The sequence below is a fragment of the Parapusillimonas granuli genome (assembly GCF_013416525.1).
Lineage (GTDB): Bacteria > Pseudomonadota > Gammaproteobacteria > Burkholderiales > Burkholderiaceae_B > Parapusillimonas > Parapusillimonas granuli.
Genome location: NZ_JACCEM010000004.1, coordinates 130,079 through 144,788, shown reverse-complemented (window position 1 = coordinate 144,788; position 14,710 = coordinate 130,079). Strand labels below are relative to the sequence as shown.

15 protein-coding genes, 1 tRNA gene and 3 pseudogenes are annotated in these 14,710 nt (G+C 62.7%); 10 read left to right on the top strand and 9 right to left on the bottom strand.

From position 1 onward, the window contains the following. Nucleotides 1-21: 21 nt before the first annotated feature. Nucleotides 22-882: a YggS family pyridoxal phosphate-dependent enzyme gene (locus tag H0A72_RS08330; RefSeq protein WP_180154614.1), complete on the top strand. Its 861-nt coding sequence runs from the start codon at nt 22-24 to the stop codon at nt 880-882. A gap of 103 nt (nt 883-985) precedes the next feature. Further along, on the top strand, nt 986-2,251 hold the full coding sequence (gene glyA, locus H0A72_RS08325) for a serine hydroxymethyltransferase (RefSeq protein WP_180154613.1): 1,266 nt from the start codon (nt 986-988) through the stop codon (nt 2,249-2,251). A gap of 72 nt (nt 2,252-2,323) precedes the next feature. Here glyA and H0A72_RS08320 read toward each other — a convergent pair whose 3' ends face one another. After that, nucleotides 2,324-2,869 (bottom strand): carboxymuconolactone decarboxylase family protein, encoded by a 546-nt coding sequence (locus H0A72_RS08320; protein WP_180154612.1) that lies wholly within the window; start codon nt 2,867-2,869, stop codon nt 2,324-2,326. Between the two features lie 147 nt (nt 2,870-3,016). Here H0A72_RS08320 and H0A72_RS08315 point away from each other — a divergent pair, with 147 nt between their 5' ends. Next, nucleotides 3,017-3,862, top strand: coding sequence for a cupin domain-containing protein (locus H0A72_RS08315; protein WP_180154915.1), 846 nt, complete (start codon nt 3,017-3,019; stop codon nt 3,860-3,862). A 69-nt stretch (nt 3,863-3,931) separates the two neighbouring features. Here H0A72_RS08315 and H0A72_RS08310 read toward each other — a convergent pair whose 3' ends face one another. Next, complete coding sequence (locus H0A72_RS08310) at nt 3,932-4,120, bottom strand: hypothetical protein (protein ID WP_180154611.1); 189 nt, start codon at nt 4,118-4,120, stop codon at nt 3,932-3,934. A gap of 198 nt (nt 4,121-4,318) precedes the next feature. On the opposite strand from H0A72_RS08310, the pseudogene H0A72_RS08305 reads away from it, so the two are divergent. Continuing rightward, a pseudogene (locus H0A72_RS08305) lies at nt 4,319-4,799 on the top strand (HipA N-terminal domain-containing protein); the annotation flags it as partial. Between the two features lie 37 nt (nt 4,800-4,836). Here H0A72_RS08305 and H0A72_RS22515 read toward each other — a convergent pair. Beyond that, nucleotides 4,837-5,061 carry a type II toxin-antitoxin system YhaV family toxin gene (locus H0A72_RS22515; RefSeq protein ID WP_425502497.1) on the bottom strand — a complete coding sequence of 75 codons (225 nt, stop codon included), beginning with the start codon at nt 5,059-5,061 and terminating at the stop codon, nt 4,837-4,839. A gap of 130 nt (nt 5,062-5,191) precedes the next feature. Between H0A72_RS22515 and H0A72_RS08295 the strand changes: the two genes are divergently transcribed. From H0A72_RS08295 to H0A72_RS22135, 3 genes and pseudogenes are all read left to right on the top strand, one after another. Further along, nucleotides 5,192-5,950 carry a type IV toxin-antitoxin system AbiEi family antitoxin domain-containing protein gene (locus H0A72_RS08295; protein ID WP_180154610.1) on the top strand — a complete coding sequence of 253 codons (759 nt, stop codon included), beginning with the start codon at nt 5,192-5,194 and terminating at the stop codon, nt 5,948-5,950. Continuing rightward, a pseudogene (locus H0A72_RS08290) lies at nt 5,943-6,602 on the top strand (nucleotidyl transferase AbiEii/AbiGii toxin family protein); the annotation flags it as partial. The gene H0A72_RS08295 and the pseudogene H0A72_RS08290, both read left to right, overlap by 8 nt. Further along, nucleotides 6,601-6,925, top strand: a pseudogene (locus H0A72_RS22135) (integrase core domain-containing protein); the annotation flags it as partial. The pseudogenes H0A72_RS08290 and H0A72_RS22135, both read left to right, overlap by 2 nt. Before the next feature lie 424 nt (nt 6,926-7,349). On the opposite strand, the gene H0A72_RS08275 reads toward H0A72_RS22135, so the two are convergent. Together H0A72_RS08275 and H0A72_RS08270 are read right to left on the bottom strand one after the other, a co-directional pair. After that, nucleotides 7,350-7,425, bottom strand: a tRNA-Gly gene (locus H0A72_RS08275). A gap of 109 nt (nt 7,426-7,534) precedes the next feature. Beyond that, nucleotides 7,535-7,699: a hypothetical protein gene (locus H0A72_RS08270; RefSeq protein WP_180154607.1), complete on the bottom strand. Its 165-nt coding sequence runs from the start codon at nt 7,697-7,699 to the stop codon at nt 7,535-7,537. A 92-nt stretch (nt 7,700-7,791) separates the two neighbouring features. Here H0A72_RS08270 and murB point away from each other — a divergent pair, with 92 nt between their 5' ends. Continuing rightward, the gene (murB, locus tag H0A72_RS08265; RefSeq protein WP_246436900.1) at nt 7,792-8,811 is read left to right on the top strand and encodes a UDP-N-acetylmuramate dehydrogenase; all 1,020 of its coding nucleotides are present in this window, start codon (nt 7,792-7,794) and stop codon (nt 8,809-8,811) included. Nucleotides 8,812-8,942: 131 nt separating this feature from the next. On the opposite strand, the gene dapB is transcribed toward murB, so the two are convergent. Then, nucleotides 8,943-9,734: a 4-hydroxy-tetrahydrodipicolinate reductase gene (gene dapB / locus H0A72_RS08260; protein ID WP_180154606.1), complete on the bottom strand. Its 792-nt coding sequence runs from the start codon at nt 9,732-9,734 to the stop codon at nt 8,943-8,945. A 12-nt stretch (nt 9,735-9,746) separates the two neighbouring features. Beyond that, nucleotides 9,747-10,316 carry an outer membrane protein assembly factor BamE gene (locus H0A72_RS08255; protein ID WP_343060160.1) on the bottom strand — a complete coding sequence of 190 codons (570 nt, stop codon included), beginning with the start codon at nt 10,314-10,316 and terminating at the stop codon, nt 9,747-9,749. 160 nt (nt 10,317-10,476) lie between these two features. On the opposite strand from H0A72_RS08255, the gene fur reads away from it, so the two are divergent. Continuing rightward, nucleotides 10,477-10,905, top strand: coding sequence for a ferric iron uptake transcriptional regulator (gene fur, locus H0A72_RS08250; protein WP_180154605.1), 429 nt, complete (start codon nt 10,477-10,479; stop codon nt 10,903-10,905). Nucleotides 10,906-11,009: 104 nt separating this feature from the next. Here fur and recN read toward each other — a convergent pair whose 3' ends face one another. Both recN and H0A72_RS08240 read right to left on the bottom strand, forming a co-directional pair. After that, complete coding sequence (recN, locus tag H0A72_RS08245) at nt 11,010-12,653, bottom strand: DNA repair protein RecN (RefSeq protein ID WP_180154604.1); 1,644 nt, start codon at nt 12,651-12,653, stop codon at nt 11,010-11,012. A 3-nt stretch (nt 12,654-12,656) separates the two neighbouring features. Then, nucleotides 12,657-13,556 carry an NAD kinase gene (locus tag H0A72_RS08240; protein ID WP_180154603.1) on the bottom strand — a complete coding sequence of 300 codons (900 nt, stop codon included), beginning with the start codon at nt 13,554-13,556 and terminating at the stop codon, nt 12,657-12,659. 143 nt (nt 13,557-13,699) lie between these two features. Here H0A72_RS08240 and hrcA point away from each other — a divergent pair, with 143 nt between their 5' ends. After that, a complete protein-coding gene (hrcA, locus tag H0A72_RS08235; protein ID WP_180154602.1) occupies nt 13,700-14,710 on the top strand; it encodes a heat-inducible transcriptional repressor HrcA in 1,011 nt (336 codons plus the stop codon).

The window sequence follows — 14,710 nt, the reverse complement described above, 5'->3', positions numbered from 1 at the left end:
TCCGGGAGCTGCATAAGAGTCATGTCATCCGCTCATTCTCCTTCGTCGGTTCGTTGGAAAGACATCACCCATCCGACAGCTACCCAAACTCGACACGACCAGCATGGCCGCTACCCGCAGGCCGCCACGGTCGAAGACTTCCGCCACAACATCGCAGCCGTGCAGGCCCGCATCGCTGCCGCCTGCCGGCGCGTCGGGCGCGATCCGGCCGGCGTTCGGCTGCTGCCCGTGAGCAAGACCAAGCCCGAATCCAGCCTGCGCCTGGCCTATGCCGCCGGCTGTCGCCTGCTCGGTGAAAACAAAGTGCAGGAAGCGTATCGCAAGTGGGAGGCCATGCAGGATCTGAACGACCTGAAATGGTCCGTCATCGGCCATCTTCAGACCAACAAGGCCAAGCTGGTGGCGCGCTTCGCCAGCGAGTTCCAGGCGCTGGACAGCCTGCGCGTGGCCGAGGCGCTGGATCGCCGCCTTCAGGCCGAGGGCCGGTCGCTGGACGTGTTCGTGCAGGTCAACACGTCCGGAGAAGCGAGCAAGTACGGCCTGGTGCCCGAGGATGTCCAGGGCTTCATGGCACAACTGCCCGCATACTCCGCGCTGCGCGTGCGCGGGTTGATGACGCTGGCGCTGTTCTCGGCCGAAGCCGAGCGGGTACGCCAATGTTTCATCCTGCTGCGGAACCTGCGCGACAAGCTGCGGCAAAACGCGCCCGCCGGCATCGGACTGGATGAGCTTTCCATGGGCATGTCGGGGGACTTCGAGATTGCGATCGAGGAAGGCGCCACCGTGGTGCGCGTCGGCCAGGCCATCTTCGGTGCCAGGCCCTTGCCGGACAGCCACTACTGGCCCGCCGCCATCGATATCGATCCAGAGGAACCATCATGAGCACCGTCATCGCCATCCGCCATGCGCGTTTCAAGGACGTCGACATGCCCGTAATCACACCGAACCCCGACACACCCACATCCCCGACGATAGGACCTCCACCATGTACGACTCATCCCTGAGACTGGCCGAGTTCGACCCCGACCTCGCCGCCGCCTTGCGGCAAGAAGCGCGCCGCCAAGAAGACCATGCCGAATTGATTGCCTCCGAGAACTACGCCAGCCCGCTGGTCATGGCCATTCAGAACTCCGTGTTCACCAACAAATATGCCGAAGGCTACCCCGGCAAGCGCTATTACAGCGGCTGCGAGAACGTGGACATGGCGGAAAGCCTGGCCATCGAGCGCCTCAAGGCGCTGTTCGACTGCGATTACGTCAACGTCCAGCCGCATGCCGGTGCCCAGGCCAACGCCGCCGTATTCCTTGCACTGGCCCAGCCCGGGGACACCGTAATGGGCATGAACCTGGCCCAGGGGGGCCACCTGACGCACGGCAATCCGTCCAACTTCTCCGGCCGGCACTACAAGATCGTACCCTATGGCCTCGATCCCCAGACGGGGCGGATCGACTACGACGAGATGGAGCGCATCGCATTGGAAACGCGGCCGAAAATGCTCATCGGCGGCTTCTCCGCCTATTCCCGCCACAAGGATTGGGCACGCATGCGTGCCATCGCCGACAAGGCGGGAGCGATCTTCTGGGTGGATATGGCACATGTCGCGGGCCTGGTCGCCGCCGGCGAATACCCCGACCCGCTGCCGCACGCCCATGTGGTCACCAGCACCACCCACAAGACCCTAAGGGGACCGCGCGGCGGCATCATCCTTTCCAAGGGCCAGGACGAGGACTTCTACAAGAAACTCGATTCCGCGGTTTTCCCCGGTGTCCAGGGCGGACCGCTGATGCACATCATTGCCGCCAAGGCCATCGCTTTCAAGGAAGCGCTGCAGCCCGATTTCAAGACTTATCAGCGCCAGGTCGTGGCCAATGCCCGCGCCATGGCGGCCGTGCTCTTGCGGCGCGGCTACCGGATCGTATCCGGCGGCACCGACAACCACCTGATGCTGATCGACTTGTCCGGCAAGCCTTATACGGGCAAGGATGCTGATGCCGCCCTCAGCGAGGCGTACATCACCGCGAACAAGAACTCGGTCCCCAACGACCCGCGCTCGCCCTTCGTGACCTCGGGGCTGCGCATCGGAACTCCGGCCGTCACGACGCGCGGCTTTGGCGTGGCCGAGTGCGAGCGGCTCGCCGGATGGCTGTGCGACGTTCTGGATGCACTGGAGGCCGGCCGGCTGGAACCGGCGACGGCGCGGGTCCGGGCACAGGTTGTGGAACTATGCCGCGGGCATCCCGTCTATCAATAGTCTTATCGATTGCGGCGCTCGTCCCTGCTTGAGCCGCGTCTTTTCCAGCGCGTGCCGCCGCCGGGCACGGTTTTACGCGGCACGGCGCAATTTCACCGCCGGGAAATCCACCGGCACCGCGAAAGCGATGTTGACGTAGTTCGTGAACAGGTTCAGCGCGACGTGGGCGAGTATCTCGACGATCTCCTCGTCGCTGAAGCCGGCATCGCGCACCGCCTGCACGTCTGCATCGTCGACCCGGCCGCGCGCCTCGACCAGTTTCAAGGCGAATCGCAGCGCCGCGGCGGTCTTGGGGTCGGAGGACTCGCCGACCTGCGCCGCCGACAGTTCCTCGGGCGTGGCGCCCGCGTTGCAGCCCAGCACGGTGTGCGCGGCCAGGCAGTATTCGCAGGCATTGCGGTCGGCCACGGCCACGGCGATCTGTTCGCCGAGCTTGGCGCCAATGACACCGCCACCCAGGGCACCGAACGAGCCCCACATGCTCTTGAGGGCTGCCGTGGAGTTGGCGACGGCCTTGAACATGGCGGGCGTCGCGCCGAAAGCGCCATGGATTTGCTTCAGCAACGCCTGACGTTCGCCGGCGGCATGGGTGGTTTCGATGAGGGGAACTCGGGACATGATGGAACTCCTTGAAGTCGATGGGTACTGCGCGCTGGGGCTGCGCACAGTAGGAATAGTAGGTAGAATCCATGGACTTATGGGGATAATAAATCCATGAAAGTTGTCCAAGAGTCCAAAATTCAGCAAGAAGCCTCAGCGCCGCCGATAGACCGGCTGTCCGCGGTGCTGGATCGCTTCCGGGTCCAGGCTTCGCTGTTCCACACAGGGCTGATGTGTGGCAACCACACCTTCGAGGCAATGCCCGGCCGTGCCTTCATGCACGTGCTGCGCCGGGGCGAGATGGAAGTGCGTCATTTGCCCGGCGAGGCGGAAGTGTCCAGCCTGCGTCTGGCCGAACCCACGGTGCTTCTGTATCCGAGACCGCTGCACCACGTCTTCGTGAATCCCCCGCGCGAAGGGTCTGACTTCACCTGCGCAACGCTCGACTTCGATGGCGGCGAAAGAAACCCGATCGTGCAATCCCTGCCTTCGGTCATTCGTGTACCGCTGGATGCGGTCGACGGCCTGCGTCCGGCCCTGGATCTGCTGTTCGCGGAGGCCGACCACGTGCGCTGCGGTTCCCGCCTGCTCGCCAGCCGGCTGTTCGAGGTGGTGCTGATTCAACTGCTGCGCTGGATCCTTGATCATCCCGCGAAGGCCGGTGTAGCCAGTGGTTTGATCATGGGCTTGTCCGACCCGAGGCTGGCCAAGTCCCTCGTTGCGCTCCACCAGGCGCCGCATGAGGAGTGGCCGCTGGAACGGATGGCGGCGATCGCCGGCATGTCGCGCAGCGCTTTCGCCGCCACCTTCAAGACTGCGACCGGCACGACACCGGCATCCTATCTGACCGATTGGCGGCTGACGCTGGCGACGTCGATGATGCGAACGAGGCGGCCCGTGAAGATGATCGCCGCGGAACTCGGTTTTGCCGGCACGGCCTCCCTGTCCAAGGCATTCCGGCAGCGCATGGGGGTATCGCCGCGCGAATGGCTGGCGGAATCGGGCGCATGACTGCGTCGTGAACTTCGATGGAGACTGGCTGGGTTCGCGGGCGCAATGACGCGATAGTAGACTTCCTCTTCAGCTTTGCCGAAGGTAATGGCCGGGATCATCCTGCAGCACCGCCGGCGAGCGACTCCAGGTAGGTGATGACCGCATCACCGCGGGCTTGGGCTCGGCCACCACATCGAGGCCCATGTCAGGGTTCGTCTCCATGCCCTCGACGATGACCAGCGCGTAGCGGAACAGTTGTCCCAGCCAGGTACGCACCTTTGGGCTTAATTTTGACCTTAGAAACGCTGGCTGTAGGTGGAATTCTGTGGCTTTCGCTGGAATGAAAAAAGGGGCTTTCGCCTCTCATCCGCCTGTGGCCCTTAAGCACCAGACCGAGTCGGTATGGGCTGATTGATGCTTATGGGCTACAAAATACTCCAGGGTAGCGATTTCTGCCGATTGGGACAGGGGGAGGTCAGCCTGACGATGCCGGTGCGCGCCGAATCGTGGCGCTGGCCACGGGATCTACACCCCTTCTTTCGGCAGAACCTGCCCGAAGGCTATCTCCTGAGCGTCATCCGTGAAGAATTCGGGCCTTTGCTGGATGGCACGGATCTTTCTTTATTGGCGATCGTCGGCGGAATGGGGATTGGACGTGTCACCGCCACGCCGGAGAGCGGTGGACCGGTCGGTGACATGGGGCCGTTGCAGATCGAGACCTTGCTCAAAGCCGAAAACCACAGCGCATTTTGCCAGCCTGGTGCGTCGATATGCTCGCGCGTCGATCTCCGGCATGGTGCCCAAGTTCATTGCGCCGGAAGAGGAGGCAAATGCGCTCACCCAGGCCCTGGGCAAATCAACGCTGCGTACCAGTCGGCACATCATCAAAGGTCCGGACGACAGCACGCCTTATCTCGGGTTCAATGAGTTCTACACCATGCGGGTCCTGGAGCGCTGGGTGGACTAGTTTGTGGACTAACTATTTCGCAGCGTCAACGTCGGTTGTCCGCCTGCATCCAGTGGCTTTCGCTGGCATCCATGTATCGCGCCAAGCCGCATCGGTCGTCATCGCTGAGGCAGATGTCTTGCATGAGGTTGACCGATGATTCATCTTTGACACAAGCATAGGCGATGATCTTTGCCTTCGAGACGTACTGGAAGAACAGCCGGAACCGCCTTCCAATCTTGGCCCCTCGCCAGTGGTGCGATGGGCCTATCTTGGTCGCGTTGCTCAGCTTAGCGGGTTAAGATTAGATTTTGTCGTAAAATTCTACTATAGGGTGAATTTCAGAGAAAAATCTATCAACTCCAGTGGCAACTGATTAGATTTTGACGTATATTTCTTGCATGGGCGAACATTCGCGACATCAGATAATCAAGCGCCTGCAGGCGGAGCTTCCTCGGGGAGCACCGTTCGATCTCGCCGTGCTTGAAACCTTCGGTGTGTCACCCAAACTGGCTGCCCGCTACGCCGAGAGCGGCTGGCTGGTGCGCCTCGGACACGGCGTCTATGCCTATCCCAACGACAACTTTGACGCCAGTGGTGCGCTGCGGCTCCTGCAAAAGCGGGTCGCCGGGCTGCACGTTGGCGGCAAAAGCGCCCTGGCGTTGCAAGGGGTTCGGCACAACCTGGCCACCAGGGAAACCTTGGTGCTCTGGGGGGAGACCCGCTTTGCGTTGCCTGCCTGGTTCACCACACGGTTTCCATCGCGCTACGTCAATGCAAGGCTGTTCGACTGGCCCGACGATGACCTCGCCAGCAAGACCCTGCACACACCACCCGAACAGCCTGCTGGACTGCGGGTGGCAGTGCCCGAACGCGCAGTGCTGGAGCTGCTCTACGACACCGGCACGCGGGAAAGCCTCGAAGAATCCCGCAACCTGTTCGATGGTCTGCGCTCACCGCGCAAGGATGTGCTCGGACGGTTGCTGGCCTGCTGCACCAGCGTCAAGGCTGCGCGCCTATTCCTGACCTGGGCGCGGGAAACCGGTGTCCTCGACGTGGATGAGTTGCTGGCGCAATACCCGGTACGTTCCGGCAGTGCCAGCCGCTGGATGAGTCGGCTGAACGATGGCACTCTTTTAAGCCTGAACCCTCATGGATAAACATTACGCCGACACTGTTCGCCTGCTGCTGAGCATCGCGCCCGACGTGTTCGACAACGATATCTTCGCCATGAAGGGCGGCACGGCCATCAATCTGTTCCTGCGTGATATGCCTCGCCTATCGGTGGATATAGATGTGGTGTACCGCCCCTGGCAGACTCCATGTGATCAGGCATTACAGGCAATCAACCAGGAACTGGCCGCCATCGCGCAGCGCGTCGAGCGCCTTGGCGTACAGACACGGTTGATTCGCAGCAAAGACCTTGGCGACACCAAGCTGATCGCCGAGAACGAGGCCAGCCAGGTCAAGGTCGAGGTCAATATTGTGTTCCGTGGCACGGTGCAGCCCATCGAGCGCAGGCCGTTGAATGCCCGCACTGGCGATCTGTTCGGGGTTGAATTTGCGGTGCCGGTGCTCGCCCCGGACGAGCTCTATGCAGGCAAGCTGGTTGCCGCCCTGGATCGCCAGCATCCGCGGGACCTGTTCGACGTCTGGCAGTTGTTCCAGACCGGAGGTCTGACCGATGCCATGGTCGAGTGCTTCGTGGTCTATCTGGCAGGGCATAACCGGCCCACCCATGAGGTGCTGTTCGGCAACGACAAGGACATAGCGGCCGAATATGAGCGTGCGTTCGTTGGCATGACTGAAGTGGCAGCATAAGCCGGCGCCAGGCCTGATCATGCATACCGACCGCGGTAGCCAGTACGCAAGCCTGGCTCACCGCACACTGGTACGCGATTACGGTATGGTCGCCTCCATGAGCCGACGGGCCAATGCTTGGGATAACGGTGATGGAAAGCTTTTTTAAAACCTTGAAAGTGGAACGGATTTACCAAGTTCGCTATGCATCCCGTGCCCACGCCAGGCTCGATATCGTCAACTGGATTGAGGGCTTCTATAACCGAACACGCTTGCATTCAGCCATCGGCTATCGTACGCCGGTACACCTGGCACAGAGGCTCAAAGCAGCGTGAGTCGCTGTACGTGAAACCGAGGCAAGTTCACAGTGATAAATTTTCGAGGATTCGTTCAAAACCCGATTTATGTCGTTGAATCAGAAAGAAAACTTTTGGCTTGGCAGTTTCTCCGGCGATCTGATGCTGCTATTCCTGTTGTGTTAGCCAAGGCTCATTTTGGATCGTTCTTTAATAAGAAGCATTTGGTGTCGGCGGATACACCAATTAAGCTCATCAAAAAAAGAATTCAGCAAGACATGGAGCGTCGCGGCCTGATTTAGCACTATCTAAAACTTGGTGGAGAGCTGTGCTTTCTACCAAGTATCCAACTCGCATTTTTCCTTGTTGGCGAGAGATTAATTCGGCCAGCAGCTTTCTGGTCATTTGACGGGGCTACCAGACGCAAAAAGGCCCAAACCGAAGTTTGGGCCTTTTTAGAATCTGGAGCGGGAAACGAGTCTCGAACTCGCGACCTCAACCTTGGCAAGGTTGCGCTCTACCAACTGAGCTATTCCCGCATGAGTACTGCTTGGTGTCTTCTTGCAAGACGTTGTTCTTGCTGAAAGAAGCTTCGCATTTTAAACCATTTTTTCGTTGCTTGCAAATCGCTGGGGAGGTCCTGAAACATCACGCCGCGTTTGCTTTGCTGGAAAAACCGCTTGTTGAGCGAAGATCGGCATAATAACCAAAAACCAAAGCGGGTGTCAAATCACGGAATCGGCAAAGGCCGGCAAACAGCCCGCAAAGAGCGAACGGCCCGCGACGAATCCATCGGCGGCTCAAGGCGGCCATGTGGGGCTGCGCGGGCGCCGCGCCGCGCTGATACCGCGTTATGCTTACATCTTTTGCCGAGCTTGGCCGGCGTGCATAGGGTGGGGCGTTTCTTGCAGCTGATTTTCGACCAGGATCTTTCTGCGTTCAACACTTTGGGGCTGAGTTCCCGCGCGCGCCGCTATGTCCGGTATACAGACCGTGGCCGGCTGGATGAGGTCTCCGAGCTCGCTCGCGAGCATGGGCCGGTGTTCGTGCTGGGGGGCGGGAGCAATGTCGTTCTTGCTCCGCAGGTGGCGGGGCTGGTGGTGAAAGTCGCGACGTCGGGTGTCCGGCTGCTCGATCAGGGCGACGACCATGTGCTGGTCGAGGCCGAGGGCGGCGAGGTCTGGCACGATTTCGTGGCGCGCTGTGTGGCGGCGGGGTGGGATGGCTTGGAGAATCTGGCCCTGATTCCCGGCACGGTGGGCGCGGCGCCGGTGCAGAACATTGGCGCGTACGGGGTGGAGCTGGACCAGCGTTTCCATAGCCTGCTGGCCTGGGATATTGCCCGGCGCCGCATGGTGGAGATGGGGCCGCGGGACTGCGGGTTTGCTTATCGGCATAGTGTGTTCAAGGAAGCCGGGCCGGGCCGCTGGCTGATCGTGGCCGTGCGTTTTATTCTGCCGCGGCCCTGGGCGCCGGTCCTGGATTATCCGGATCTGCGGCGCCATGCGGAGCTCGTGCGGGGCGCCGGGCTGACGGCGCGGCGGGTGTTCGACGCGGTGTGCGAGATCCGGCGCAGCAAGCTGCCGGATCCGGCTGTGCTGGGCAATGCGGGCAGCTTTTTCAAGAATCCGATCGTGACGGCGCAGGCGCTGGAAACGCTGAGGCTCGGCCATCCGGACATCGTCGCCTACCGGCAGCCGGACGGTGTTTCGTACAAGCTGGCGGCGGGCTGGCTGATCGATAGGGCGGGATGGAAGGGGCGCCGGATGGGGCCGGTCGGTGTGCATGATCGGCAGGCGCTGGTGCTGGTCAACCATGGCGGAGCATCGGCGGACGATGTGTTGTCGCTCGCGGCGGCGATCCGGTCCGATGTGCTGGAGCGTTTCGGGGTGGCGTTGGAGCAGGAGCCCGTGAACGTGGCTTGAGCCGCATGCGGCGCGGCCCAAGACCCCAGGCCGGCCGATGACGGCGGCGCATGGGAACGGCCGCCGGCAAGGAATATCAATGGCAACGGCCGCCGTCTAATGGCAACGACTGCGGGCCGAACATGAAACGTTCAGGCGGCCAGGACGTCCTGCATGTCGAACAGGCCGAATTCCTTGCGTGACAGGTAGCGTGCGGCGCGCAGGCTGCCCTGCGCGTAGGTGGCGCGGCTGCTGGAGCGGTGGGTGATTTCTATGCGTTCGCCCGTACCGCAGAAATATACGGTGTGATCGCCGACGATGTCGCCGCCGCGCAGCACGGAGAACCCGATCTTGCCGGTTTCGCGGGCGCCTGTTTCGCCATGGCGGGCCCAGTCGGCGATATCGTCGAGCTTTTTGCCCCAGGCCGACGCCACGGCTTCGCCCATGGCGAGTGCGGTGCCGGAGGGGGCGTCGACCTTGTTGCGGTGGTGGGCTTCGAATACTTCGACGTCGTAGCCGCTGTTCAGCAGCCTTGCCGCCATGTCGAGCAGCTTGAGCGTGACGTTTACGCCCACGCTCATGTTGGGAGCGAAGACGATGGCGATTTTCTGGCTGGCCGCGTGGATGGCCTGTTTACCCTGGTCGCTGAAGCCGGTAGTGCCGATGACGCACTTGGTGCCGTGCTTCAGGCAGGCTTCCAGGTGGGTCAGCGTGCCTTCGGGACGGGTGAAGTCGATGAGGCAGTCCGCCTGGGCGAGGGAATCGAGGTCGCTGGTGATCAGGACGCCGGTCTCACGCCCCAGGAAGGCGCCGGCGTCTTGGCCGATGGCGGGCGAGCCGGGGCGGTCGAGGGCCACGGACAGTTGCAGGTCGGCGCTTTGAAGCACGGCTTCGATCAGCATGCGGCCCATACGGCCGTCGGCTCCGGCAATTGCAATACGCATGGTGTTCCTTTTTTAGCGCAAGGGTTCGGCGGCATCGCGGCCGGGGACGGGAGCGCCGGGCGGCACCGGCCGGGGCTCGGTGTTGAGGATGGACGGCCTGCGCTGGGGTTCGCCTTCAGCGCCGGTGTCGGGCTTGCCGGTGGCTTCGGCGCCCTGCGCCTGGGCCGTGGTGTCGAGCGTGCCGTCTTTTTTCATGCCGGTGTCGGCTTTCTGGAAGGGCTGGCGGTCGGGCTGCTGGTCGCCGTCCCAGCGGACCAGGCTGTCGCCTTCGAACCAGACCGTGAACTTGCGTTCCTGCTCGCGCCCGTATCCCGGCTTGTTATAGTAGGGGTAGTCCCAGCGGTCGCTGCGGAAGATGTCTTGCAGCGTGGGCGTGCCCAGAATGAAGCGCACCTGTTCGCGGCTCATGCCCGGCTGCAGCTGCGCAACCTGTTCGGCGGTGATCCAGTTGCCCTGCTGGACGTCAGGCCGGTACGGGAAGCCCCAATTGGTCGTGCCGCAGGCGGCAAGAGCGGCCGCCAGCACGCCGGCGGCGGCGCCGATGCGCAGCGCGGAAATAATGGGTTTTGCAGTCGTCAGCACAAAGCGCCCCTGTGATTCAATTTGGATAAAACCGTTATCATAAAGGAGGACGGCCAATAATCAGAATAAAACGCATCATAGCGCCAGCCAGGGTCGGGCGTTGCGCAGGAATTCCCACTCGTGCCCGAACATCATCATCTTTACCGAAGACATTTTAGCCATGAACGATCAGAACGAACTCAAAAATATGGGCCTTAAGGCGACGTTTCCGCGCCTGAAGATTCTTGATATTTTTCGCCGAGCCGACGAACGTCATCAAAGCGCTGAAGATGTCTATCGCACCCTCATCGCCGAAGACGTCGACATCGGCCTGGCAACCGTGTACAGGGTGCTGACCCAGTTCGAGCAGGCGGGCATACTGGTACGCAGCCAGTTCGACGGCGGCAAGGCCGTGTTCGAGCTCAATGACGGCGATCACCACGACCACCTCATTTGCACCAATTGCGGCAAGGTGGTGGAGTTTTCGGATTCCGACATCGAAAAGCGCCAGCACAAAATCGCCAAGGACCACGGTTTCGCGCTGGAAAGCCACACCATGCTGCTGTACGGCATCTGCCCGAAGTGCTCCCCGAAAGCGGCGCCCAAGTAATAGTAATAGCGATATGCTGGCCGGCCCACCGGGCCGGCCGGCGTTCCAGGGGGTCAGACCCAATGCGAGCCTGACCCCCTGGGATCTGCTAACGTTGACGGACCCTAGCCGTTCAGCATTTCCCGCGCATGCTTGCGGGTGGTGTCGGTGATTTTCATGCCCCCCAGCATGCGGGCAAGCTCGTTGACCCGGCCGGGTTCGTCCAGCGCCTCGATGCTCGACAGCGTGCTGGCGGCCGAGCTGGACTTCTTCACTTCGAAATGATGCGTGCCGCGTGCCGCGACCTGGGGCAGGTGCGTGACGCACAGCACTTGGTGGCGTTCGCCCAGCTCGCGCAGCAAGCGGCCCACGACTTCCGCCACCGCGCCGCCCACGCCGGTATCGACCTCGTCGAAGATCAGGGTGGGCACGCGCGCCGCGCGGCTGGCAATGACCGACAGCGCCAGTGAAATACGCGCCAACTCGCCGCCCGACGCCACTTTGCCCAAGGGCTTGGGAGTGGTTCCCGCATGGCCGGCGACCAGGAATTCCACGTTTTCGTTGCCGTGGGGGCCGGGCGGGCAAGGGGTCAGGCTGACATCGAAGCGGCCGCCTTTCATGGCCAGCGTCTGCATGGCTTCGCTGACCTGGCCGGCCAGCAGCTTGCTGGTCTTGCGGCGGGCCTTGCCCAGGGCGTCGGCCGCGGCCCGGTATTCGCTTGCGAGTTTTTCGGCTTTTTCCGCGAGCGCTTGCGTATCCGCGGCGGCTTCGCTGGCGTCCAGGCGTTCGCGCAGGCCGGCAAGCAGTTCGCCCAGTTCGCCCGGTTCCACCTTGAACTTGCGAGCGGTTTCAAAGATGGCGGACATCCGGCGCTCGGCCTGTTCGAGCTGTTCGGGATTCAGTTCGAGGCGGTCCAGGTAGCTGTTCAGGTCGGACACGGCCTCGGAGACGGAAATGCGCGCGGATTCTATGGCGTCGTAGATGGTCTGGAGCTGGCCGTCGTGCCGCAGCAGCTGCTGGATGTGCTGGGCCGCGGCGTTGAGGGTGTGGCGCGCGGACCCCTGGTCGTCGTCCAGCGCGGCCAGGGCATGGCCTGCGCCTTCGAGCAGGGCCTGGGCATGGGCCAGGCGGTTGTGGTCCTGGCTGATGCTTTCCCATTCGCCTTCCTGCAGGCCCAGGCGTTCGAGTTCGGCCAGCTGCCATTCCAGGCGCTCGCGTTCTTCTTTGAGGGCGGCGGCGTTGCGCCGGGCCTGGTCCAGGGATTTTTCGGCGGCCTGCCATGCTTGCCATGCCTGCTGCACCTGCCGGGCCAGCGCCTGGTGGTTGCCCTGGGCGTCGAGCATGTCGCGCTGGCAGGCGGTTTTCAGCAGGCTCTGGTGCATGTGCTGCCCGTGGATGTCGACCAGCTGTTCGCCCAGCTCGCGCAATTGCGCCAGATTGGCCGGCAGGCCGTTGATGAAGGCGCGGCTGCGGCCCTGGCTGTCGATGACGCGCCGCAGGATGAGCGCGTCGTCGGTGTCGAGCTCGCGCTCGCGCAGCCAGGCGCGCACGCCGTCGGGAGCCTCGAAGACGGCGGTGATGTCGCTGCGGCTGCTGCCTTCGCGCAGCACGGAGGCGTCGCCGCGCGCGCCCAGGGCGAGGGAAAGGGCGTCGATCAGTATGGATTTGCCCGCGCCGGTTTCACCCGAAAAGACCGTGAAACCGCTTTCGAAGTGGATTTCCGCCTGGTCGACGATGACGAAGTCGCGTAGGTGCAAAGTACGCAGCATGATTCACTCGGCCTCGTCGGAAGGTTGGGGCATTTGGTTCCAGTACAGCTTGCGGCGCAGGGTGGCGAAGAAGCTGTAGCCGGTGGGATGTATGAAGCGGACCGTGTGCTGGGCGCGCCGGACCTCGACGAGGTCGCCGGGCTGGCAGTCGGACCAGGTTTGCATGTCGAAGTGCACGCTGGCGCCGGATTCGACGCGGCCCAGGGCGGTGATGGTGAGGCTCAGAGTGCCGCAGTCGGGCAGGACGATGGGCCGGTTGGACAGCGTTTGCGGCGCGACCGGCACGAGCAGCATGGCGTTCAGCTTGGAATGCACGATGGGGCCGTTGGCGGAAAGCGAATACGCGGTGGACCCCGTGGGGGTGGCGACGATCAGGCCGTCGGCGCGCTGGCTGTACATGAAGGCGCCGTCGAATTCGACGCGCACGTCTATCATGCCGCCGCGCCCGGCGCGGTTCAGCACGACGTCGTTCAGCGCTATGCCGGAAAACATGGTCTGGCCGGCGCGCACGACCCGGCCTTCCAGCATGACGCGGTCTTCGGCTTCGTAGTTTCCGCGTATGACGCTTGCGAGCGCATCGTTCGCGCTGTGCAGCGGGATGTCGGTGATGAAGCCCAGCCGGCCGTGATTGATGCCGATGAGCGCCACGTCGCTGTGCGCCAGTTGCCGGGCGGCGCCCAGCATGGTGCCGTCGCCGCCCATGATGACCGCCAGGTCGGCCTGCCGGCCGATGTCGGTGTACGAGGCGACGGTGTGTTCGGTCAGGCCCGTGTTCTGGGCCGTGTCGGCTTCGATCAGCACCCTGCAGCCGGCCGCCTCTAGGGCTTTCGCCAGCTTGCGCAGCGGGGCGTCCAGGCCGGTGTCCTGGTATCTGCCTATGATTGCCACGGTTCTGAAGTGCATGAAGCGAATACCTTGTGAATTGACGAAACAGCGTTTGGTGAAATAATAGAGACTGGATGATTATATGGGCACCACGGCCTGCCGGCTGTAGGTGCAACAACCAGTATCGAGCCGATATTGCTCCAATAGCCTAGAATAAAGTCATGGACGACCGAGCCAATGCGCTGTTGAAAGCGCTCATAGAACGATACATCGCCGACGGCCAGCCGGTAGGGTCGCGCACCCTCTCGAAAATGTTCGATCTTTCGCCGGCCACCATACGCAACGTCATGGCCGATCTGGAAGATATGGGCATGATCCACAGTCCCCATACGTCCGCCGGGCGCGTGCCCACGCCCAAGGGCTACCGCATGTTCGTCGACCGGCTGCTGGCCGTGCAGCGCTTCGAGGTCCTGCCGCCCACGCAGATCCGCCAGATGCTGCCGGCGGCCGAGCCCACCCGCGCCGTGTCCGCCGCGGCCTCGCTGCTGTCCAACCTGTCGCAGTTCGCCGGCGTGGTGCTTGCGCCCAAGCGCGCCCAGGTGTTCCGCCAGATCGAATTCATCCGCCTTTCCGAAAAGCGGGTGCTGCTCATCATCGTCACGCCCGACGGCGACGTCCAGAACCGCATACTCTTCGTCAAGCGCGACTACACCGAACAGGAGCTCCACGAGGCCAGCAATTTCTTCAACCAGCATTTCGCGGGCATGTCCTTCGAAGAGGTCCGCGTGGCGCTGGCCGAAGAACTCTCCTCCTTGCAGGCCGACATCTCCCGCCTCATGCAGGCGGCGGTGGAGGCCGGCAGCGCAACGGCCGACATCGACGAGTCCGTGGTCATATCCGGCGAAAGCAAGCTGCTCGACGTCTTCGAGATCTCCTCCGACATGGAACGCCTGCGCCGCCTGTTCGCATTGTTTGAAAAGAAGACCGATTTGCTCCAGCTCCTGGACGTCTCCAGCCGCGCCCAGGGGGTCCAGATCTACATCGGGGGCGATTCCAACCTGGTCCCCATGGAAGACGTCTCCGTCGTGACCGCTCCCTATGGCGTCGACGGCAAGGTGGTGGGCACCCTGGGCGTCATCGGGCCGTCGCGCATGGCTTACGAGCGCGTGATCCCGATCGTGGACATCACGGCGCGGCTGCTGTCCAACGCCCTGAGCCACAATCAATCATAA

What these genes read in the sequence shown, in the direction of transcription:
- H0A72_RS08330 (WP_180154614.1), top strand. Translation starts at nt 22, where the DNA reads ATGTCATCCGCTCATTCTCCTTCGTCGGTTCGTTGGAAAGACATCACC.
- glyA (WP_180154613.1), top strand. Translation starts at nt 986, where the DNA reads ATGTACGACTCATCCCTGAGACTGGCCGAGTTCGACCCCGACCTCGCC.
- H0A72_RS08320 (WP_180154612.1), bottom strand. Translation starts at nt 2,869, where the DNA reads ATGTCCCGAGTTCCCCTCATCGAAACCACCCATGCCGCCGGCGAACGT.
- H0A72_RS08295 (WP_180154610.1), top strand. Translation starts at nt 5,192, where the DNA reads ATGGGCGAACATTCGCGACATCAGATAATCAAGCGCCTGCAGGCGGAG.
- H0A72_RS08270 (WP_180154607.1), bottom strand. Translation starts at nt 7,699, where the DNA reads ATGGCCGCCTTGAGCCGCCGATGGATTCGTCGCGGGCCGTTCGCTCTT.
- dapB (WP_180154606.1), bottom strand. Translation starts at nt 9,734, where the DNA reads ATGCGTATTGCAATTGCCGGAGCCGACGGCCGTATGGGCCGCATGCTG.
- fur (WP_180154605.1), top strand. Translation starts at nt 10,477, where the DNA reads ATGAACGATCAGAACGAACTCAAAAATATGGGCCTTAAGGCGACGTTT.
- recN (WP_180154604.1), bottom strand. Translation starts at nt 12,653, where the DNA reads ATGCTGCGTACTTTGCACCTACGCGACTTCGTCATCGTCGACCAGGCG.
- H0A72_RS08240 (WP_180154603.1), bottom strand. Translation starts at nt 13,556, where the DNA reads ATGCACTTCAGAACCGTGGCAATCATAGGCAGATACCAGGACACCGGC.
- hrcA (WP_180154602.1), top strand. Translation starts at nt 13,700, where the DNA reads ATGGACGACCGAGCCAATGCGCTGTTGAAAGCGCTCATAGAACGATAC.